Origin of the sequence: Marinomonas balearica (assembly GCF_004362145.1) — a bacterium.
In the GTDB taxonomy this organism is placed as follows: domain Bacteria; phylum Pseudomonadota; class Gammaproteobacteria; order Pseudomonadales; family Marinomonadaceae; genus Marinomonas; species Marinomonas balearica.
Genome location: NZ_SNXC01000012.1, coordinates 389,979 through 412,740, shown reverse-complemented (window position 1 = coordinate 412,740; position 22,762 = coordinate 389,979). Strand labels below are relative to the sequence as shown.

Annotated in this window: 17 protein-coding genes; 13 read left to right on the top strand and 4 right to left on the bottom strand. The window is 45.5% G+C overall.

Features of this window, described 5'->3' with window-relative positions; all coding sequences use genetic code 11:
* Nucleotides 1-112 precede the first annotated feature (112 nt).
* Complete coding sequence (gene rph / locus DFP79_RS11700) at nt 113-838, bottom strand: ribonuclease PH (RefSeq protein WP_133504115.1); 726 nt, start codon at nt 836-838, stop codon at nt 113-115.
* 151 nt (nt 839-989) lie between these two features.
* Here rph and DFP79_RS11695 point away from each other — a divergent pair, with 151 nt between their 5' ends.
* From DFP79_RS11695 to DFP79_RS11675, 5 genes are all read left to right on the top strand, one after another.
* Nucleotides 990-1,856, top strand: coding sequence for a YicC/YloC family endoribonuclease (locus tag DFP79_RS11695; protein WP_133504114.1), 867 nt, complete (start codon nt 990-992; stop codon nt 1,854-1,856).
* A gap of 49 nt (nt 1,857-1,905) precedes the next feature.
* Nucleotides 1,906-2,331, top strand: coding sequence for a type VII toxin-antitoxin system HepT family RNase toxin (gene hepT / locus DFP79_RS11690; RefSeq protein WP_208111423.1), 426 nt, complete (start codon nt 1,906-1,908; stop codon nt 2,329-2,331).
* 890 nt (nt 2,332-3,221) lie between these two features.
* Nucleotides 3,222-3,536 carry a helix-turn-helix domain-containing protein gene (locus DFP79_RS11685; RefSeq protein ID WP_133504113.1) on the top strand — a complete coding sequence of 105 codons (315 nt, stop codon included), beginning with the start codon at nt 3,222-3,224 and terminating at the stop codon, nt 3,534-3,536.
* A gap of 12 nt (nt 3,537-3,548) precedes the next feature.
* A complete protein-coding gene (locus DFP79_RS11680; RefSeq protein ID WP_208111422.1) occupies nt 3,549-3,788 on the top strand; it encodes a hypothetical protein in 240 nt (79 codons plus the stop codon).
* 204 nt (nt 3,789-3,992) lie between these two features.
* Nucleotides 3,993-4,733 carry a class I SAM-dependent methyltransferase gene (locus DFP79_RS11675; RefSeq protein ID WP_133504112.1) on the top strand — a complete coding sequence of 247 codons (741 nt, stop codon included), beginning with the start codon at nt 3,993-3,995 and terminating at the stop codon, nt 4,731-4,733.
* Between the two features lie 6 nt (nt 4,734-4,739).
* On the opposite strand, the gene DFP79_RS11670 is transcribed toward DFP79_RS11675, so the two are convergent.
* Nucleotides 4,740-5,462, bottom strand: a complete 723-nt coding sequence (locus DFP79_RS11670; RefSeq protein WP_133504111.1) for a TrmH family RNA methyltransferase — start codon at nt 5,460-5,462, stop codon at nt 4,740-4,742.
* Between the two features lie 187 nt (nt 5,463-5,649).
* Between DFP79_RS11670 and rlmE the strand changes: the two genes are divergently transcribed.
* From rlmE to DFP79_RS11630, 8 genes are all read left to right on the top strand, one after another.
* A complete protein-coding gene (rlmE, locus tag DFP79_RS11665; protein ID WP_133504110.1) occupies nt 5,650-6,270 on the top strand; it encodes a 23S rRNA (uridine(2552)-2'-O)-methyltransferase RlmE in 621 nt (206 codons plus the stop codon).
* A 70-nt stretch (nt 6,271-6,340) separates the two neighbouring features.
* On the top strand, nt 6,341-7,411 hold the full coding sequence (gene rluF / locus DFP79_RS11660) for a 23S rRNA pseudouridine(2604) synthase RluF (RefSeq protein WP_133504109.1): 1,071 nt from the start codon (nt 6,341-6,343) through the stop codon (nt 7,409-7,411).
* A gap of 309 nt (nt 7,412-7,720) precedes the next feature.
* On the top strand, nt 7,721-9,307 hold the full coding sequence (locus DFP79_RS11655; RefSeq protein WP_133504108.1) for a TadE/TadG family type IV pilus assembly protein: 1,587 nt from the start codon (nt 7,721-7,723) through the stop codon (nt 9,305-9,307).
* A gap of 40 nt (nt 9,308-9,347) precedes the next feature.
* Nucleotides 9,348-14,387: a beta-propeller fold lactonase family protein gene (locus tag DFP79_RS11650; protein ID WP_133504107.1), complete on the top strand. Its 5,040-nt coding sequence runs from the start codon at nt 9,348-9,350 to the stop codon at nt 14,385-14,387.
* A gap of 34 nt (nt 14,388-14,421) precedes the next feature.
* Entirely contained in the window at nt 14,422-16,113 is a 1,692-nt protein-coding gene (locus tag DFP79_RS11645; RefSeq protein WP_133504106.1) for a TolC family protein, read from the top strand.
* Complete coding sequence (locus DFP79_RS11640) at nt 16,110-16,925, top strand: efflux RND transporter periplasmic adaptor subunit (protein WP_133504105.1); 816 nt, start codon at nt 16,110-16,112, stop codon at nt 16,923-16,925. Before DFP79_RS11645 ends, DFP79_RS11640 begins: the two co-directional genes overlap by 4 nt.
* Nucleotides 16,922-18,271 carry an efflux RND transporter periplasmic adaptor subunit gene (locus DFP79_RS11635; protein ID WP_133504104.1) on the top strand — a complete coding sequence of 450 codons (1,350 nt, stop codon included), beginning with the start codon at nt 16,922-16,924 and terminating at the stop codon, nt 18,269-18,271. The genes DFP79_RS11640 and DFP79_RS11635 overlap by 4 nt, the downstream gene beginning before the upstream one ends.
* Nucleotides 18,272-18,277: 6 nt before the next feature.
* Nucleotides 18,278-20,398, top strand: a complete 2,121-nt coding sequence (locus DFP79_RS11630) for an HlyD family efflux transporter periplasmic adaptor subunit (protein ID WP_133504103.1) — start codon at nt 18,278-18,280, stop codon at nt 20,396-20,398.
* Here DFP79_RS11630 and DFP79_RS11625 read toward each other — a convergent pair.
* Nucleotides 20,395-21,771: a sensor histidine kinase gene (locus DFP79_RS11625; RefSeq protein ID WP_133504102.1), complete on the bottom strand. Its 1,377-nt coding sequence runs from the start codon at nt 21,769-21,771 to the stop codon at nt 20,395-20,397. The two genes, DFP79_RS11630 and DFP79_RS11625, sit on opposite strands and share 4 nt — an antisense overlap.
* A 3-nt stretch (nt 21,772-21,774) precedes the next feature.
* A complete protein-coding gene (locus DFP79_RS11620) occupies nt 21,775-22,440 on the bottom strand; it encodes a response regulator transcription factor (RefSeq protein WP_013663209.1) in 666 nt (221 codons plus the stop codon).
* Nucleotides 22,441-22,762 lie beyond the last annotated feature (322 nt).

Genomic DNA, 22,762 nt, shown 5'->3' with positions numbered 1-22,762 from the left:
TCAAATAACAAACAGCGAAACAAAACGAAAAAACGACCTTACTAAAAATGAACCAAAAAAAAGGAGCCAATGGCTCCTTTCGTCAACAGAGATTAAAGAGAGTCTGAAGCTCTTATTCTGCCTCGTTAAATAATACTTGGCGTTGCATTTCCATAATCTCGTTAATGCCTTTACGAGCAACAGACAACATGCCCAGCATCTCTTCATCACCAAACGCTGCGCCTTCAGCCGTGCCTTGAATCTCGATAAAGCCGCCTTTATCGTTCATGATCACGTTCATGTCTGTCTCAGCATTGGAATCTTCTGGGTAATCCAAATCTAAAACTGGCGTGCCTTTGTATACACCGACTGAGATCGCCGCGATCTGAGATACAATCGGGTTTTCTTTCAGCTTCTTCTTTTCTACCAAGGTTTTCACGGCGTCTGCAAGTGCAACAAAACCACCTGAAATAGACGCGGTACGCGTACCGCCGTCTGCCTGAATCACATCACAGTCGATCGTAATGGTGTTTTCACCCAGTTTTTTAAGATCGATGGCAGCACGTAAAGAACGGCCAATCAAACGTTGAATCTCAACAGTACGACCGCCCTGCTTACCACGCGCAGCTTCACGATCCATACGGCTGTGTGTCGAACGCGGCAACATGCCATATTCAGCAGTAATCCAGCCTTGTCCCTTACCTTTCAAAAAACGAGGAACGCCCGGCACAACCGTCGCGGTACAGATGACCTTAGTATCACCACACTCAACCAGCACGGAACCTTCCGCGTGTTTGGTAAAATTACGGGTGAACTTCATTGGGCGCAATTGATCTGCTGCTCTACCACTTGGACGCATACTTGTCTCTCTACTTAATTCAATGGAAGCGCCATTATAGCGAACCAAAAGTCATTTTACTTCCCGAAATTTCATACTTGACCATCTGACCTATCCAGATCATTTGCGGTACACTATCCGCCTTTAAATAAACTGCAATTAGGTGATACATATGACCGCAAGCATGACCGCTTTCTCACGCCAAGAGGCTGTATTCGATTGGGGTACAATCAGCTGGGAAGTTCGCTCGGTAAACCAACGCTACCTTGAGCCGCATTTCCGCCTGCCTGAAAATTTTCGTGAGTTAGAGTTCAGCTTCCGTGATGTACTGCGTAAAAAGCTAAATCGAGGCAAAGTGGAATGCCAGCTTCGTTTTCAAGCCGTCGATAAAGCGGCCACCAGCCTAACCATTAACCCAGACAACGCACAAGCTCTGGCCAACGCTGTACAAGAGCTGGGTACTTGGTTCGATGGCATCAAAACCCCTTCTCCACTGCAAATTTTACAATGGCCGGGCATCCTAAGCGACACCAGCGACGATGCAGAAGCAATGAAAAAAGCCGTTGTTGAGCTGTTCAACAAGACCGTCGACGAAATGATTCAAATGCGTTTGCGTGAAGGCGAACAACTGGTCGAGATCATCGAACAACGCCTAACAAGCATCGACGCGATTGTTGCTGATGTAAAAGAAAAGCTACCAACCATCATCGCCGCGCAAAAACAAAACCTACTCGACAAACTGGCCGATGCTAAAGCGGAACTTGACCCAATGCGCGTCGAAGCGGAAATCGTCCTTTTGGCACAAAAAGCCGACGTCGCCGAAGAGCTTGACCGCCTAATCACTCATACCAAAGAAGTCCGCCGCCAACTTAAACAAAAAGGCCCTATCGGCCGCCGTTTGGACTTCCTAATGCAAGAACTCAACCGCGAAGCGAATACGCTTTCTTCTAAGTCTATCGTGGTCGAAACGACACAGAGCGCGGTGGAATTGAAGGTATTGATTGAACAGATGAGAGAACAGATTCAGAATATTGAGTAAGTCATTCGGGCTGTTTTAATTACCTTCCAGAATTCAATAGGAGCATTTTATGGTTTTGATTAGTGATGCTATTCACCATAAATTTGCTTCTATTGAACATGCAGTAAAACGCATCGAAGAAGTGTATTTCGCTTCCTCTCACTTCGAAAACGACTTAACCCGCCAAGACTCCGTCATCTTCAACCTCCAACGGGCTTGTGAAGCCAGTATCGACATCGCCAACATTCTCAACAAACACCACAAAACAGGTGTTCCACAAAGTGGTGTGGACAGTTTTGAACAACTCAAAAAAGTAGGGCTACTTTCAGCTCAATTGGCCGACAACCTACAAAAAATGGTTGGTGTTAGAGACATCGCCGTGAGCGACTACCAAAATCTCAACCTAGAGAGAGTCAAGCATGTTGTGGAACACAAACTAAGTGAATTATCAGACTTTATAGAAGAAGTAAAACAACAGCAAAGCACTCTCGACTAGCGACTGAATTTAGACGTAACAACCGCATCAACTAATCACACAATATAGAAGACGAAGAACTCAACCGCCTAACCAGTATATTGTCTTCTACCCTAACCAAACGCACGAATCGACAGTATTGGTATTCGCGCACGATGAATAGCCCTATGAGTTAGCAGTAAAGAAGAAAGAGAGCTATTGAGGGGCTGTTTTAGACTCGACTAGAGCACCACAGCACTTTTATGCGTATAAAAACTTATTCAAGCCCCCCATAAAACACAGCTTCCAATTTGAAAAGTAGCTCTATCTGCGTGTCTGCGCTCATACCAACTTTAGCTCGCTTTTTCGGTTGCCGTCTTGTTAGATTAAGCAAATCCTGTGGGAAAATTTTTTTCAAAAAGTGAAGTAGCCAATGCAGTTCCAAATTATAGTTTTTGGGTAACGCGTTCATTCATTTCAGGATAATAAAACCAAAGTAGCCGCCAAGCTTTACACTGTTACCTCAACTCATACCCCGCTGAATGGCTGGGTTCATGCAGTTCTTTTTTCAAAACAGTCCTCACTGGTCTGTTACATTTCGTTAGAAATTAACATGTATAGAAAAACGGTTTTTTTATACATGTCACTTTGCATATGTATAAACTTTAGCCTGATAAACCATGTCGAAAAAAGAAGAATGGATCGACTTAAACTCTTAAGATCTCAGCTCACTCTACTTCGCACTTTTAGCCATTTGATGGGTGACAACTTAAAACCGAACCAAAAGAAAACTATAGCTTCACAATAAATATAAAAAGGTAATTTTAGTTTCACATCGGTGCGCCTAATAACATCAAACTGTCAATTTGCTTAAAGCAGATAGCGAAACTATACTTTCACAAAACAGCCATTAGAGAAATTATAGTTTCACTATGAATATTATCGAATCAAAAACAAAGCGTACCGCTGTCGTTTTCCCAAAACACAAAAAAGTGTTAAACATCTTGGGCGAAAATTTAACGCTGGCGATGAAGCGACGTAGCATTACACAAGAAATGATGCACAGCAGAACAGGGATCTCTAAACCGACGCTACGAAAAATTTTAAAGGGCGATCCTTCCGTTTCACTTGGTCACTATGTCAACGTATTAGCTTCCCTCGGCCTATTGGACGACCTAACCAAAGTTGCATTTGATGACGAGCTGGGAAGAAAGCTGCAAGACATCCAATTGCTGAATAAAAAATAAGAGCGCCGCATTATGGAAATCTACGTTTATGCTGATTGGACAGACTTAACTGACCCAATATTGGTCGGTACATTACGCTCGTCTGAAATTAGAGGTAAAGAGCATTTCAGCTTTAGCTATGATGAGAAGTGGTTAGCCTCTGACTATGTTCGCCAAATTGATCCCTCTCTAAATCTAGTTGAGTACTCGTCCATGCGTCTTACTGAACAGGAAAAACCAGCGGTAAGAGCTCTGCACAAAGTGACTTTATAGGTCACAATCTGTAGACCTTATCTACCGCATCTATTCTCTAAATCAGCCGTAAGCCAATCGATTTTTACAGCGGTTCTTCATCAAAGTTTTGACCCCTCTATAACGTCGTCGTTTGTCACCCTGCTATACTCTTGCTACCTGACATTATAACTTAAAGGTCTTAATAAACAGCAAGCCCAACATCTAAGAAGGTTGTAGAACGATATGAATGAGCATGATGAATACATGGCTGACTTTATGACGGTGTTCCAAACGTTAGAGCGTTGGGGGCCAAGCACCGATGCCGACTCGTTAAAAGCATTATCAATGCTGCCCATCACGCCTGCAAACATCATTGATATTGGCTGCGGTAAAGGGTTTTCTACCCGCCTGTTAGCACAACATACAAAGGCGCAGATCATCGCTGTGGATAACGAGCCAAGCGCGCTCGATACTCTTGGTGAACGCTTCGCTGAGCAAGCATTAGATGCACGCGTTTCTCTTTTCTGCGCCAGTATGACGGAGCTGCCGTTTTCTCCTTCAAGCTTTGATTGTGTTTGGTCGGAAGGTTCTGCTTACGTTATGGGAGTCGAACAAGCGTTAACACAGTGGCGACCGTTACTTAAAGAAAACGGCTGTATGGTGATCAGTGATTTAGTCTGGTTAACTGACAACCCAAGTAGCGATGCGATAAAGTTCTGGAAGAGTGAATACGCTGACATGCAATCGGTAACGAAACGCTTAGCGCAAATGCAGCAAGCTGGCTTTGACGTGATCGATCACTTCACTCTCAGTGAACAAGCGTGGTTTGACTATTACCAACCATTAAAAGCACGTGTTGCCGATGTTAAAGCCAGCATGCCTGATTCCGCCGCAATCGCCGATTTAGAGCGCGAAATTGCGATTTATGAACGTTACTTGGGTGAGTTTGGCTACCATATGTTTGTGCTGAAGAAAGAGTCTTAACAAGATCTATCGCTGACGTTCATACACGCTGAGGTTCACCGCGGTGGCGAGGTTTAGAGATTCGATTAAACCAACACCAGAGATGGTAAACGGTTGCGCTTTTAGCGCTTGCAGTTTCTCTCGCGGTACGCCGCGTGCTTCGTTGCCAAAGATATAGCAATCACAAGCTTTGAACTCTGGTGAGCTTAAGGTTTCCCCTTCCATATCAAGGCAGCCGATTTTGGCGAAGCGTTCTGGTAACGTGTCGATTGATACATCCAGTTCCATTGGCACGTGAAACACCGCGCCCATACTAGAGCGAATCACTTTGGGGTTAAACGGGTCCACACTGCCGGGGCTTAATAAGCAACGAAAGCCACCAAACCAAGCCAATGTGCGAAGGATCGTGCCCAGATTTCCGGGGTCTTGTATTTCATGCAGGTAGATTGCGGCCAACGATGTGTCTTGTGCCGGTTGAATCGCTTCCATTGGCACAACGGCAAGCACACCTTGTGGTGTTTTTGTCCCTGCGATGGTCGCCATCTGACGTTCTGTGACGTCGTGTTTCTCAAAACGGGTCGGCCAATCCTGATAAGCGGGTGTAACGTAGAGCTTTGATGCGTTCAAGGCCGGGTTATTTTTGGCCGCTTTTTCCAGCTCCAGTACCAGATGCTCTCCTTCCACCAGACAATGACCCAGCTCTTGACGATACTTCTTTTGGTGTAGCTTTTTAATGTTGTCTAGTTTCATAAGATATAAGAGAGCAGTAGTTTTGAAGGCTGCATTATACCTGCCCGTTGGCAGTAAGTCAGTGCTCTTATCACGGCGCAGAAAACCGGAAAACAAGGAGAGACTCTCTCCAACGCCCTACCCACATTTCACTCTATTTAAGGTACAATGAGCGCTTCACTCAGCAATAAAGTAATACGACGATATCATGGCGAGATCCAAAAGCAGCAACCGTTGGCTAGACGAACATGTCAACGACCCTTACGTTAAACAAGCTCAGGTCGATGGCTACCGTTCACGAGCAAGTTACAAGTTATTAGAATTAAACGATAAGGATAAGCTGATCAAGCCCGGAAATTTGGTGATGGATTTGGGGTCAGCGCCGGGCGGTTGGTCACAGATCGCATCGAAGCTCGTTGGCAACAAGGGCAAGGTGATCGCGTCGGATATATTACCGATGGATTCGCTTGCTGGCGTTGAATTTATTCAGGGTGATTTTACCGAACAAAGTGTGTTTGATGAGATCATGGTGGCGGTAAACGGCGACCCTGTCGATGTTGTTGTTTCAGATATGGCTCCAAATTTAAGCGGTATCTCTTCTTCAGATCAGGCGTCTTCTATCTATTTGGTAGAACTTGCGTTGGATATGGCGACTCAGGTACTGAAGCCCAAAGGCAGCTTTGCGGTCAAAGTCTTTCACGGTGAAGGCTACGACGAGTTCGTTAAAGAAGTACGTAAGCACTTTCAAACCGTTGTAATACGCAAGCCAGATTCGTCTCGCGCTCGATCTCGCGAAGTGTATCTTGTTGGTAAAGGTTTCAAAGGTTAGTACGGCGAACAGACCGTCCTCTTAGAACACAAGAAAATACAGATAATTCACCCCGAAGGCACACCATAAGATGAACTTTAAAACCTCGATCCGTATCAATAAATACATCAGCGAAAGCGGCTTGTGCTCAAGGCGCGAAGCCGACCGTTTTATCGATCAGGGAAATGTCTTCATCAATGGTAAGCGTGCTGGAACAGGCGATCAGGTATCACCGGGTGATTTAGTCAAAGTTAACGGCCAAACCATTGAGCCGCAAGAAGCCGAAGATCTGATCTTTATTGCTTTAAATAAGCCTGTTGGCATTGTCAGTACGACCGAATCCAGCGAACCGTCCAATATTGTCAGCTTTGTGAAACACGGAGCTCGGATTTTCCCGATTGGCCGTCTTGATAAAGATTCGCAAGGTCTGATCTTTCTGACCAATAATGGCGATCTGGTGAATAAGATTCTCCGCGCCGCGAACAATCATGAAAAAGAATATCTGGTCACGGTGAACAAGCCCATCACTCAAGCATTTATTGATGGAATGTCGAACGGCGTGCCGATTCTTGGACAAGTCACGAAAAAGTGTAAAGTGGTTAAAGAATCGACCTATGTGTTCAACATTACGCTTGTTCAAGGCTTAAACCGCCAGATTCGCCGTATGGCGGAACATTTTGGTTTCGAAGTTACGCGCCTTGAACGTGTGCGTATCATGAATGTCTCACTCAAAGGGCTTGCACTTGGTGATTGGCGCGATCTGACGAAAAAAGAGCTGACAACGCTCGTTCAGCTGACCGCCGATTCGGATACAACAAACCCACCTGCGAAGAACCCGAGAAAACCCAAGCCACAAGGCAATCGACATTCTGGGAACCGCTCAGATAATCGCAGTGCAAACGGTAAGAATACTGGTGGAGCAAGACGCGGAACGGGCCAAAACGAAAAACCGAAAAGCGGCAATCGACCTAACACGCCTGCTAAAGGTAAGCCTGGAAGCTCGAAACCAAACAGTTCAAAGCCGAACAGCTCAAAACCACCGCATCACAAAGGCAGCGGCAAACCCGCTCCAAAAGGTAAAACAGGACCAGGAACAAAAGGCAGACCACCTGCTGGGCGCAGTGCTCCAAAGCCTGCTGGAAAAAGAAAGCCTTCTCGATAAGCTATTCGCATCAGCCGCAACGGCTTTTCGAGTTTTGCTTCTTCTCGCTTTTATTCCTTCTAACGCTTATTTGGTCTCTCCCTTCCTTTTGGTTGAGATCATGTCACCCGTCCCTTAAAGGGCGCGGGTGAAAGAAAGACCCTCTTCCCTCTCCGCTGTAACGGTACATTCAAGCGTTCTGCTGCTTTTCGACGAACAAATATTAATGATTATTAATAAAGCCAAATCGTTATTTTATTGCGAATAGTAATCATCTGCACTAACCTCTCCCGACATTATTTTTAATCACTCTTAAGAGTTTCGCTGTTGATGAAAACCCGTTGTCTGCATACCCATGTTTCGAGCACACGAAATGCATTAAACACTTTTTTAAGAAGCGATTCTGGCGCGGCTTTACCTTTCATTGTGTTGATATTAGTGGGCGCGCTCGTGGGGCTTTCATTTGCGTTTGATACGGTTCGAATGGTGAATACCGCTGGCCAGCTAAAACGCGCTACTGACGCTGCCGCCCTTGCGATTGGTCAGATACAACTGCGAAACAACAACGATGATGAAACCGATCTAGATTCCATTGCCCAAGGCTATGTGCTGAATAACCTTGGTATGGATTCAGGCCTTATAGATCAAATTGATACAACTTCCATTTCTGTCACGCAGGGTACGAACGATGGCCACCCTACTTTTACCGTTACCGTCACACTTAAAACTCAATCTGATTTATTGAATGCGCAGACGGAAGATCAGGTTATTTCTTCAAAGGTTGAAGTGGTGTCTACTCCCACAGAAGTCGCCTTGTTATTGCCGAATACCCTAACAGAGGATGAACCTGAGCTGGTCGCTTTGCGAAAACTGGGGAAGAATTTTGCTCGAAACCTTCTTGGGGAAGATACGGATGCATCTAATAGCGCACAAAAAGTCTGGCTGTCTTTAGTGCCATTTAGTCAGACCGTGAATGTCTATGATGCTGATGATCCGGAACGAATCTCCAGATGGGCGGCCGCCGGAGCCTTGAACCCACCTGAATTGCGCAGCTTATTTAAGACCGGAAAAGTCCGCAGTTTAGCGGACCCCCGTTTTCCAGATCGCGTAGCGAAATTGCTTTGTATGTATCGTGGGTTGGGGGCTGGAGAGAATTTCAATTGGGATCAACAACCTGACAGTCAATTCGGGGTGTATTACCGCCATGACCTCCCTCAAAACGGCAGTCCCGGCGCGACGCCCATTTCGTGGGTAGGCCCTAACCCCAGCTTATGGCCAAGCTCGGTGGCTGAGGATGTTCGCTGGATTGTTGCGGATAAAGGCTGCCCTAATGCCCCACTCCTACCCTTAACAAATGACTTAGACGCGATTGATGGCCGCCTTGATGAAATGTCGACTCGATTCAACGTCAATTATGCCATTGCAATGGGTTGGGCCGGCCATGCGCTCTCACCAAACATGCGCGGAAGCTCTGGCTGGGGGGACAGCGAATTACCGCTCGACTTCAGTAAAAGCAAGAGCAATGTGAAGGTGATTGTGATGCTGGCAAATACAGCCGGAGAGTGGTTCGACACGGATGCTTATAACTTCAACCGTGATCAAGCTTTGGATTCAACGGGGCCAGGCTCAGCTAAAGCCTTTGCGACGCAGCGCTTCCACGATGTGTGCCGGAGTTTTAGAGATAAGAATATTAAGTTTTTCTTCATCGGTGTTCGCCCGGGCGACCCAGCAGATTTCAGCAGGACGTTATTTGCAGATATTGCAGGCCCAGGATTACGAGAATGTGCAGGGGGCGGTGGTGGCCTGTATTTCGCTGACGCATCTAGCTTTGTCGAAGGAAAAAGCCAAATCGACAACTCACTTGAAGAGATCGCAGAAGAGATTCGACAGAATTATTACGTACGCTTAATAAAGTAAAAAACGTCAGGAAAAAGATTCACTAAGCAGGAGTATTGCTATGTTGTTTGCCAAACCATCGCGTTCATTAGGGGTCTTTGCCCTTGAGCAGAGAATGATGTTCGATGCTGCTGGGGCCGCCACTTTGGAAGTGGAGTCAACCAACATTGATTATGTCGACGAGACGAACGATTACGATTCAAGCACGTATTCTAATGTATTGGCTGCGGCCGAAGACGTGTCTGTCTCTGAAGACGGCAATTTTGTCTATGCAGTGAGCAGTAACTCAAGTTCATGGAGCACTGATTCCTCCGTTTTAAGTGTGTTTAGCGTGGCGGAAGATGGCTCATTAACCTTAGTGCAAAGCTATTACAACTACACGTCTGTGTTCAATTTAGAGACTTATACTAACGACCAAGTGGTACAAAACGAAGGCTTGGCGGGTGCCAGTTTGATCAGTATGTCGTCTGATCAAAACTACCTCTATGTGTTTGGTGAAGACGACAACAGCTTGGTTGTGTTTAGTCGAGATACGCAGACGGGCGAGTTAACACGCCTGAGCAGTACTGAAATAACCGACTTTGGTATTGATGGCGTATCCAGTTTTGTCTTCGATATAGAAACCTCCGGCGATTATTTGTACGTCACGGGAGGCGACCAAGTCCTTGTTTTATCGTCAGATGATGAAGGGTCGCTGTCTCTTGTTGCGCAATATAGCAATGATACGGAAGGCGTTTCTGGGCTAACAGGCGCAAACAGTATTGCGATTAGTGCAGACGGTACTCGTCTGGTGGTGGGAGCCAGTGGTGGTTCGAATGCGGTGACACTCTTTGATGTAAACGACGACGGCACACTTACCTACGTCAGCTCCGTAACGGGAGAAGACGATCAGTATTTTATCAATTCGGTAAAAATTTCTGCTGACGGTCAAACCATCTATGCGTTGAATGATAACGACGGCTCTAGTTTATTGGTCATGACGTACGACGATGCCGGTGAATTGACCTTGGCGGATACTTATTCTGTGTCCGATGAAGCCAGAACCATTTTAGTGTCGGAAGACGGTACGGGCGTTTTTGTTATGGGCGCATACATAGATGTCTTCTTGCAAGATGACACTGCTGACCTAACGGCAGTTCAAACTATTGATGGCTCTGACAACGATCTCGGTGCGAACTTTTCTAGCATCACTCAAGCCTATTTAAGCGCAGATCATTCAAAACTGTTTGTGGTGATCAGTGATGGCATTTTATCGTTTAGTTTTGATGTCCCTGCGGCGTCTTACACCGAAAATGAACAAGGTACGCTATTGCTGCCCACTGGCATCATCAGTGATTCGGAGCTGGACGCACTGGATGACTATCAGGGTGCCAGCTACACCATCACCCGCGAATCTGGCGCGTTAGTAGAAGACGAATTCGGTTTTCAAGAGGCGAATGGCCTAACACTTGAAGACGGAAAGATTCTCAAGGATGGAAGTGAAATCGCGACATTCACGGTGGTAGACAATTTGTTAACCGTGTCTTTTACGGCTTCAACGTCTCAAGCCACGGCACAACAAGTGTTGCGTCAAATCACCTATTCCAACTCAAGTAATGATCCGGTAGCGAATGGCGCCAGTCCTAGTTTTTCAATCACGGTCAATGACGGGGACGGTAATGAAACCTCGGTGAATGTTCAAGTGAATTTGATCGGGGTGAATAATCCGGCGGAGATCTCCACGACCACAAACGAGATAACCTACCAGACTGGCGATGATTACACTCTCTTGTTTAGCGATACCAGCATCGAAACCATAGAAGCAGACCAGACCATCTGGAAAGTTCAGATCGCCATTACAGGAGCCACCGCCGATGACCTACTAAAAGTAGGCAAGGGTAAGATCACCTTAGAAGCTTTTTCAGGAACATCCCAAACGGTGGACAATACATCGTACTCCATCACAGAAAAAGATGGTGTCGTGACGGTGACGCTTTATATCATGGACTCTTCCGAAAATGCGGCGTCAGTTATTGACGGTATTGCTTATAAATATACGGGGGATGACACGAGTGGAGAACGAACCGTAAGCCTCAGTATTATCGAGTACACAAGCCAGTCGGATATCGGTGAAACGACCACTTTGTACGATGGTACGACCACAATCACCTTAGCCGCCGCAGATGAAGATAATGTTGCTCCAACCATAACCAGCACAACCAATCAGATCGCTTACACAGAAAATGGTGCCGCCACGTCAGTGTTCCCCGATGCTGTTCTAACAGATTCGCAAATGGACGCCTACAACGACGGGGCAGGTAATTATCACGGTGCTGAATTAATTGTGTCTATAGCCGACGTAACGTCGAGCGATCAGCTGGTATTTGAAGAGGCAAATGGGCTGGCTTTAACAGGAAGTTCTTTGACAAAAGACGGTGTGGTGATTGCCACTGTTTCAAATGAGGGTGGGGTTTTAACCATTACCTTTACGGAAGATAACGGCACTGTCCCTACCACAGAAGACGTGCAAAATGTTCTCAACCAAATTCAATACCAAAACAGCAGCGAAACGCCTGAGTCGACAGTCAATGTGTCCGTGACCTTGTCGGATCAATTTGGCCTCACGTCAAATATCCTGATGGCTCAAATTAACATTACAGCGCTCAACGATACGCCTGAGGTTACCCAAGACGCTTCCATTGCGGCGGGTGAAATGTCTTTAACTGAGACGTTAAGTGCGGCCGAAGGGCTTACGGATGTTAGCGCTTCCAATGTGTCGAGTGACGGCGGTGTGCTTTATGTGGCGGACAGCAGTGGCAACATTGCGGTCTTTACCCTCAACGATGAAAGCAGCGAATGGGAATATCAAAGCACCCTAACCTCCGTTGATGGTGTTGATTCCGTGGATAAATTAATTACCACGGCCGATGGTCAAAACCTTTATCTGCTTGGCAATGAGGGCGATGTTATCGCCGTGTATTCGTTATCAGAAGATCTTGTGTTGTCGAATACTCAAGTAATTGTTGCTGACTATGAAACCAACGAAATCACCGTGAGTGGCGTTCAAGACATTGTCTTATCAGAAGATGGACTGCACTTTTATTACATCAACAGTACAGCGTTAAGTGAAATGACTCGTGACGCCGAAACCGGTGAATTAAGCTTTGTGCAAAAGATAGCCGATGCGTGGAGCTCCCCCTACCTGTGGAACCCTAGCAGCCTGACTGTTTCGGGAGATTATGTCTTCGTAACCACTAATTTTCGTACCTCAACGCTAATTGTATTTGAACAAGAGGAATCCGGCCTTGAATGGAAAGCTTACATTCGTGATGGCAGTGAAGACTCGGCTGGCAATAGTGCCATATTGAGTTCAACCACACATGTGGCGGCAACAGACGACGGTGAATACATCTATGTGGTGAACGATACGAGTATTTATACCTATTCGTATGATGCTGAAAGCGAATCCTTTTTACTGGTTACTGACGAGGCCATTCTTGTCGAAAACCTATCGGATTTAGTCGTGTCTGCGGATAATGAGAAGTTGTTCGTATTGACCTCTGACGGCAGCTTATACCGCTATATTATCGGTGAAGACGGATCCTTAACGCAGGCGGGCATTATGCAAGGAGCGTCGTCTGAGGGAGCGTATCTTTCTATTTCGGACGCCGGCCATGTGTTCCTGCAAGGTACTGATGTCGTTGCAATTTATGATGCGACGGGGCGTGAAGAGTCCTTGTATGAAATCGGTTTTGATGCAGTTGTATTGGCTCCTGAACTGACCATTTTTGATGAAGAAATGTCAGCCTCTGACAATTACTCAGGCCTAACCATTACGCTTTCAGGTTCGACCATCAATGCCTCCGATACCTTCGGTTTGGCAAGCGACAGTGAGTTTACACTGGACGGTGAAAATTTATTGTATCAAGGCGAGGTGGTTGGCCGCTTTGTAAATGATGACGGTACTCTCTCAGTCGCGATCTCATCCGCGCTAACGCAAGATCAAGTAAACGCCCTAGCAAGAAGCCTAACCTTTGAAAATGCCTCACTCACGCAAGCGGCCACCTTGTCTTTTACCGTCTCAATTAATGACGGCGACGCATCGAGTAATTCTGTCGAAATAGCGCTAAATGTCGCAGAAAATCTACCGCCACAGCTTGCAGACAGTTATCAATTTTCCAATATCACGGAAACGGAATCCGTAAGTATCCAGCTACCGGATACATTGTTCTCCGATGCCTCTAATGACACGTTAACGTGGCAAGTCACTGGGTTACCAAACGGTTTAAGCTTTAACTCAGACACCTTGGTCATTTCTGGCAATGCGGTCGAGTCAGGTGAATTTTTAGTGGTCATACAAACCACCGATACGAAAGGTCAGAGCGCTCAAATTGAAGTGACGCTCACGGTGGAATCTATGGTGGTTCCCTCATCGCCCAGTTCGTCTCAAATAGACGCGAGCGAAACGACCGCTAATCCAAGTAGCGCGACAGTGAGTCCAAGTAGCACGACAGTGAGTCCAAGCGAAGCGGCAATGCAGTACTTTACTCAGTTCGATTCACAAAATATTTCTTCACTAGACAACCAAGTAAGCAGCATGGATGTTTCTGCAAATACCGCCCTTATCACATCGACCCTTGGTTCCGATTCATTTAGCACGTCACTTTCGTTTACTGAAAATACTCGATTAGACAGCGCACAAACCGAGTCTACAACGTCATTGCAGTCCTATAGATCAACGTCCATAGAATGGTCGCAAGGCATAAGTAACGCTCAACTTTCATTACTAGACAGTGTGATGTCAGAAGAGGAAAAAGCCATTCTTGCGGTGATGTCGGCAGATGGTATTGGGTTGCCAGAAGGCGTTGAATATGACCTTGAGACGGGTCGGCTGAATCTAGACAAGGACGTGCTTGGAGACACTCAACAAATAGAGCTGCATGTGCTTGTAGTTGATGAAAATGGTGAGACGTCAGTGATACCCGTAGAAGTGAAATTGGAATCCGGCAGCCATGCCCAAGTGAATAACGCGCCTTTCTCAGAACAGGTGAATGACGCGAGTTCGCTGAGTGTTTTTAACATTAACAAGCTGTTATTGAATGATCTGACGGCGGCATCTTAAGAATTGTAAATGATGGAATTAAAAGGTTTATAACGTGACTATAAAAAGCAAAGTATTAGAGTATAAAACGTTACATCGTACGGCGGTTGCAGGTGCCATTTTATTCAGCCTGACGGCCTGCTCTGTCACACCAACGCCCATTACGTTTGAGCAAAAATTAGCATTGGTGGACGCAGACCGAAAAGCCATGTTTCAGGATCAAGAGCCAATTACACAGCCAATCAGCCTTGAAGAAGCAATGGCGAGAGCCGTTAAATACAACCTTAAAGAACGTCTCGCCTTGATGGAAAAATTGGCGCAAGACAATATTTTGGGTCTGCAAAGCTTTGATATGTTGCCAAAAGTGGCCGCCAGTGCAGGATGGACAGCACGAAATAACGAAGCCGCATCATCGAGTAAATCGATTGCTACAGGCACTGAGTCCTTGGTGTCTTCTACTAGCCAAGATAAGCAATCGTCATCGGCAGATTTAAGCGTTTCTTGGAATGTTCTGGACTTTGGGATTGGGTATTTTGGCTCGAAAGCACAGGCGAACAATGTCCTTGCCGCAGAAGAAAGACGTCGCAGTGTGGTCGCCGATATTATTCAAAATGTACGAGGTGCGTATTGGGAAGCAGTGAAAGCTCAAGAGCTTCAGCCGCTGGTAAAACGTACGTTAAAAGACGCCTACAGTGCGTTAGAAACCTCCAAGCAAACCGCCGCTGAGCGTTTGATCTCGCCATTAGAATCCTTGAAATATCAGAAAAGCTTGCTCGAAATGATCAGTCGTTTGGAAACGCTGGAAGGCGATCTAGCGGCGTCCAAATCTCGTTTAGCAGGTTTAATGAACCTTCCACCCGCAACGCAATATGAGCTAGCCTCTCAAAGTACTCAGCCGTTAGCGCTGCCTTATCAGCTGGAAGAGCTTGAGACACTTTCTATGGTCAATCGACCAGAAATCAATGAAGAAGCTTATCGTGCAAGAAACACGGTCTTAGAGACGCGCTCTTCACTAATGCGTTTGTTGCCCGGCGCATCTTTGTTTGTCGGTGCTCACTACAATAGTAACAGTTACTCCTTGAACAATGATTGGGCCGATGCAGGTGTCCAAGTTAGTTGGAATCTACTCAGTGCGTTTTCCTATAGCGATGTAAAAAGCGTTGGTGAAGCAAAAGAAAAAATTGCAGATTTACGTCGTCAAGCATTGAGAATGGCGGTTCTAACTCAGGTTAACCTCGCATGGCAACAGTACAAACAAGCCGATAATCAATTTCAACGTACGGCTGAGCTGTCGAGGATTCAAGACGCCATTTTTGTGCAAAGTACGGGAGCGTATCAAAATAACACCCAATCTTTGGTTGAACGTGTCCGTATCGCGACAGAAAGCGTGCTGGCGAAACGTAACCGAGATCAAAGCTTCGCTATGATGCAAAGTGCATATGGCGCGATTTACAAAGCCGCTGGGCTTGATCCATTACCGAAATCCATTGCAGACACCAGTGTTGAAACCTTATCAGCGTCAATTGCGCATCAAGATGCATTACTTCAGCAAGGCCGCATTTCAGACGAAGCACTTGCATCACAGGTCGCTCTGAACGGCGCATTAGGCAACCTGTCAGATCAATATGAAAAGACCGACACTAAGCCAAAAGAAGAAATACCGAAGCCACAACTGGTGATGCTGTCCACTGGCGATTCTTTACAAGAAACGGCCATCATTGATTATACGAATTACGTCCAGCCATGAGTGTTTATTGTCGTACTAGATCGTGTGTTACGTTTGTTCTTGGCATGATGTTAAGCGGTGTCTTAAATGCAAATACCTTGTTAAAAGACAATGAACCGCTTGGCGCGAAGTGGGTATCTCAGCCGACTATTCGAGTGCAGTTGAACGCCAAAGACAGAGCGGTGCTATCCAGCCAGCTCTCTGGTCGGATTAAAACACTGACCTTAAAAGAAGGCCAAAGTTTTAAAAAGGGGCAAACGCTCGTTGAGTTTGATTGTGACATTTATAAAGCCAAGCTGGATTATGCCAAAGCGGCGGCGCAAGCCGCCGAACAAAAGCGAGCCGTTGCTAAGCGCTTAGACAATTTGCAGTCAATCAGTGTGATGGAAGTCAATCAAGCTGAATCCGATGCCTTGATGGCGCAAGCCGAGCGTCGTATTGGTGAAATAATGGTCAACCGATGTGGTGTTTACGCCCCTTTTAATGGTCGTGTGGTTAAACGTTTAGTACAGCAAGGCGAGTTCGTATCGGAAGGCGAACCGATTCTCGAAGTCTACAACAGCAAAGTCTTTGAGGTCGCTTTAATAGTCCCATCTCGTTGGATTAGCGATATAAAAATTGGGCACGCCTTCCAAGTTAAATTGGACGAAACTCAGCAAATGTATAACGCCAAGGTAACGCGTTTAGGCGCAGTCATAGACCCGCTTAGTCAGTCTTTTACGGTGTTTGGGGAGATCCTAAAGACGCCAAATGTGCGCCTCATTCCCGGAATGAGTGGCAACGCTTATTTCGATCCGTCTCAATGGACATCAACAACTGAGAGCGTGAGATGACGATCAGCCTAAAGGATCAAAAGGCCGTTACGGTAGAGGAAACGCTGCTCACGTTAGTGCAGTTAGAGCAAAAAATACGGGGCGCGGAAAATTTACAAGAATGGCAATTTATCTGCCTGAATGACACGCAGTTATTAGTGCCTTTTCAGCAAAGTTTGTTGTGGATGTTTGGCTCTAAAAAAGTAGAAGGCGCATCAGGCTTAGTTGATGTCGATTCCAATGCCCCCTTTTGCAGCTGGTTAAATCGTGTGTTATCTGGGATCGCGAAAACAGAGAAAGCCGATAGAATCCATGCTATTGAAGTGGCAGATTTAAGTCCTGAAGATGCAAAACAAGGTTCGGAATACTTTTCTACACGATTCATTTGGCTCCCGATTAAATCTGCCAAGGGGGATTTAATCGGGGCTTTATTATTATCAAGATCAACCCCGCTAAACCTACGAGACAAAAAACTATTAGGCTTTCTGCTAGAAGCCTACGGCCACGCTTGGATTGGGTTAACTGGCGCTAAAAAGCCCAAAGGGCAGCGGAAAAAATCCGCACTGTGGTGGTTGCTGGGCCTGCTTGCGACGATTGGGGTTTTATCGCTCCCTGTTCAACAATCTGTTATCGCTCCGGCGGATATCGTACCGCAGCAGCCAAGTGTGTTAAGAGCCCCCATTGAAGGGGTGATCAGCGAGCTATTGGTTAAACCCAATGAACAGGTTAAGCAAGGTCAACTGGTCGCTAAGTTGAATGCTCAAGCATTAACACAAGAATTAGAAAGCGCGCATCAGACTTATGTGATAACCGGTGCAGAGTTGAGAATGGCCCAACAGCAGTCGTTCATTGATGAGCAGAGGAAGGCGACTCTGGCCATTCTAGAAGGCAAACTTCTGCAAGCCAAATCAGATATGAACTACTTGCAGGATCAGCTGCGCCGCACAGAATTTAGAGCACCTCACAGTGGCGTCGCTATTTTTGATGATGCGGGCGACTGGCTGGGCAAGCCCATGACGCTTGGTGAACCTCTCATGACCATCGCCAATCCGGATGAGATTGAGCTTGAGGTGCGCTTACCCCTTGAAGATGTGATTGGTATCACAGCAGGCTCTAGTGTGAAATACTTTCTCGATAGCAACCCTAGTGCGCCAATTAAAGCGCAGGTTCAGAGCATTGATTACCAAGCCCGGCCTACTCAAGATGGGCAATATGCTTTACACCTTACAGCAGTATTTGTGAATGATAATGCGACGCTCAGGTTAGGAAAAAAGGGCTTAGCAAAGTTATATGGGGAGCAAACTTCTCTGTTTTACTATGTGTTTAGAAAACCGCTCACCAAGCTGCGTATTTGGTTAAGTTGGTAGTCAATCATGCTTGATGCAACGGCGACAGAATGGGCTCCGTTAAGAGAAGATCTGAAACTCTTCGAAGCGCCAGAAGATGCATTCGGTGCGCCGACTTGGACACTAGAAGATCCAATCAGTGGGCAATTTTATCGTCTCGGTTGGCATGAAATGGAGATGCTAGCACGCTGGTCTCTGAACAGTGCTCAAGCGATTGCTGAGGATATTTGCCAGCACTTGACTTTGCTTGTCTCAGTAGAGGATGTGAAGGCCTTTTATAATTTTTTGCAGGGTCGCCATTTATTGATAAATACGCGTCTCGCCAAGCCTGAGAACGAAGCGAAATGGGGTTCAATAAACCCTATTCGATGGCTGTTACGCCATTATTTATTTATGCGCGTTCCCCTATGTCGCCCTGATGCTTTTTTAGCGCTTACCTTGCCTTTAACGCGGTTCTTTTTCAGTCGGTTATTTATATTTCTCTCTGTACTTGCAGCTGTTCTAGGGCTCTTTTTAGTGAGCCGCCAATGGCAAGCGTTTACGCATACTTATATGCACTTTTTTTCTTTTGAAGGCATGTTAGCCCTTGTACTAGCGCTCTTTTTTACTAAGTCGCTACATGAGTTAGGCCATGCCTATACTTGCAAACATTACGGCGGAAAGGTCGCAACAATGGGCGTTGCTTTACTCGTACTGTGGCCGGTTTTATACACAGACACCTCAAGTGCTTGGCGGTTAAAAAGTAAAAAACAAAGGATGTTGATTGGTGCGGCTGGCGTCATCGTTGAGCTGTTAGTAGGCGCTTGGGGGCTGTTGCTGTGGAGTTTCATGCCAGAAGGAACGGGCAAGAGCCTCGCCTTTATGTTGGCTACGACGACTTGGATCTTATCCTTACTGATTAATTTAAGCCCCTTTATGCGTTTTGATGGGTATTTTTTGTTATCCGATTTTCTTGGAATAGCAAACTTACAACCCAGAGCTTTTGCTTTCACTCGGTGGAAGATTAGAGAATGGATTTTTGCGTTTAATCAATCGCCACCCGAGATTTTCTCTGTGCAAATGCAGAGAGTATTGTTGAGTTATACGCTTGTCACCTGGTTGTATCGATTGTTTTTATACGTCGGCATCGCCCTTATGGTGTACCACTTTGCGTTTAAGTTATTGGGCATTGCTTTATTTATCGTGGAATTGTGGGTGTTTATTGTATTGCCTGTATTCAAAGAATTGAAAGTTTGGCAGCAGAAGAGAAGTATTATGAGTTGGAATAAAAACACCGTATGCAGTCTGACACTGTTGGCCATTCTGTTATTTGTATTGTGCTACCCATGGCAAAGCCAAGTCGGAGCGCCTGCTGTGATGCGATCTTCTCAACAGTTTAACCTATACGTTCCTGCAAACGCGCAGCTGCATCGTTCATTTGTTGAGCCTCATCAGGCCGTAAAGAAAGGACAAAAGCTATTTGAATTTGTTTCACCGGAGCTGAACCGAGAAGCGGACAGGTTGACGTTGCGTATTACTCGATTGCAAAAACAAGCCGATGTGAATCCATTCAGTCCGAACGCTTCCGCCAGTATAAAGGTGATTAACGAGGAGCTTGTGACAGCCAACCAGCGTTTAACGCTAATCAACCAACAATTGGCACAGTTAACCCTAACCGCGCCCTTTGAGGGTGTCGTGATGACGCAATCCAATCTGCATCAGGAAGGCGATTGGCTGGCCGCAGGGGAAGGGTTAGGAATGCTTGTTAATACTCGATCAAATACCGTCGAAGCTTATATAAAGGAAAGCGATCTCAATCGAATTAAGGTCGATTCTGACGCGTATTTTATCCCCGAAAGCCTTTCTTATCCGAAGTTGTCTCTATTCTTAGAAGGTGTTGAAAATATTGCTTCGACTAAGTTAACTTCTGCACCGGAATTAGCTTCGGTTTATGGCGGAAGAGTGGCGTCTAGCAACGCTAAAAATGACCCAATTCCTATCGCTGAGGAAGCGGTCTATCGGGCTTTTCTAACACCAACAGAACCTAATGCGGTTTCGCCAAATTGGGTAATACGGGGTGAAGTCTATATTGATGCCAAGGCAGAAAGTCTATTGAGTCAGCTTGTGAAAAGAGTGGTCTCAGTCCTTGTTAGGGAATCTTCGTTCTAGTTTATTTCATTAGAGTGAAGTGCGATGCAGACGGATAATCCCGGATGATTATTGATTAGCGTTAACTCGCCATTATGCAAAGTGGTGATGGCTTGAACTAGAGTGAGTCCCAAACCATGACCAAAAACATCTTGTTTACTGGTGAGCCGTTTGAAGCGCTTGGTGACAACAGATTGATCTTCTTCGGCGATCCCTTTTCCTTGATCAGACACCTTGATAAGGGTGTTACCTAATGAAGATTCTATGCTAAGAGTGATGATTTTACTGTCAGGCGCATACTTAAGAGCATTATCCAATAGGTTAGCAATGGCCTGAAAAATTAAGATCTTATCCGCATAAAAATGGTATTTTTTATTGGCCACTATGTTTAATTGAATATCGAGGTTTTCTGCCAGAGGTAGGTAATACTCATACGCTTCATGGAGTATGTCGTATGCATTTATTTTATTTTTTTGATGACTGACTTGTCCGGTTTCAACCTCAGACAAACGCATAATTGAGCGAAACAACCTCTGGATTTGTTCTGTTTCTTTAATCGCGTCTTCCAACTCCTGAAGCTCTTTTTCATCTATTTTTTCAGACACGTTAATAAGCTTATGTTGTAAACGCGTTAATGGCGTTCTCAGTTCATGGGCAACATGACTAGTAATGGTGCGTACTTCGCCCATTAAGGTTTCAGTGCGACTGAGAACCAAATTAATTTCTTTACCCAATTGGCCAAACTCATCACCGTTGTTCTTATAATTGACTCTAACGTCGTGCTTGCCTTGTGCATACTGCTCTAAGACTTCGATGATGTGGTTTACGCGAAAGAGATTGTGCAGACTGAAAGGCAGACTAATCAGTAAGATCGACAATTGGATGGCCAGCAAGCCTGCACCTGTCATCAAAGGAATAATGCGCGTTTGTTGCAGCATGGGTTGAACGTTATAGGCATTAAAGTAAAGGCCGCCGTCAGCCAGAGGTGTCAACAACCCGAATAATTCACTGTGCTGGCTTTTTAACGATAAAATTTTCGGGGCATTCGACCGGTTGTCGCTCAAAACCAGAATTTGAGCTTGCGTAAGTATCGCCTGTTGGCCATATATCAGCTGATCTTGGCTATCCAGAATGAATGAAAAATGGTCTTTACGAGTGTCTAGTTGGTAATCGGTGGAGAGCTGATTAGCGAGCCATCTACTGTTGTTAAAAAGTCCTTTAAGTTTTTGATTTTCAAGGTTTTCAAAAATCATCCCGCGAACATGGCTTTTCATAATATTGCTGAGAACATGATCGCAAATGGGTATGGCGGCAGAAGAAATAAGTAAACAAATAAACGCAATGGTCGCAGCTTGCCGAAAACTGCTGCTATGAAGTAATGGCTTTATAAACACAGTTTACCCTAATGCATACCCAACGGACCGTATCGTTCGGATAATTGGGTTTTTAGAACCACCATCGAGCTTGTTTCTAAGTTTGGACAAGTGAACATCCAGCACATTGGTCTGTGGATCAAAGTGGTAGCCCCATGCTTTTTCAAGCAACATACTGCGCGTTACCGTCTGCCCCGGGTGCTCAGCCAACACATAAAGCAGTTTGAATTCCTTGTTGGTGAGATCTACTCGATGTCCAGAGCGAGTCACTTCATGGCGCTCTAAATTAATGATCATGTCTTTGATTTTTATGAAGTTACTCGATGCGACTTGTTTTGTACGGCAGTAAAGTCTTTCCAGACGCAACAGCAACTCAGCAAAATCAAATGGCTTACCTAGGTAGTCATCCGCTCCGGCTCTCAAGCCTTCAATCCGATCTGAAGTTTGATCATTTGCGGATAAGATTAAAACCGGTGGATGAGATTCATTTGCCAGCAAACCCAACAGTTGAATACCATCAATCTTGGGAATGACCCGATCAAGCAAGATGACATCAAACACTTCTTCCTTGATGAGCTTAAGGGCATCTTCCCCATTATCGACTAATTTACACGAGTGCCCTGAGGTATGCAGTTTACTGCTAATCCAATGACTGACAGAGGCATCATCTTCAACAATCAGAATACGCATAATAGTAATCTCGGCAAGGGTTGAATTTATGGGTTTTGAAACTTTGGTTTTCACACAACAGTTTGTCGGATTCTAGACTCAACGATAATCATTATCAACTACATTATCTTTACCTAGCGTTACATAACTTAACTTTCACATTCGTTACTTAATCTTAACTGTTCAAAAAGAATCCATATTTCAAGCAGTAAACGTTCAATGTGGTGCCTGCTTGTCCTATGTGACATTCAGGGGTTCATCCTACCAACGGCCACGCAACAAGAGCCAGTCTGTATTCATTAAGCATTCTTAATGCTTTGCCTATTGTATCGCTAATGAGAAT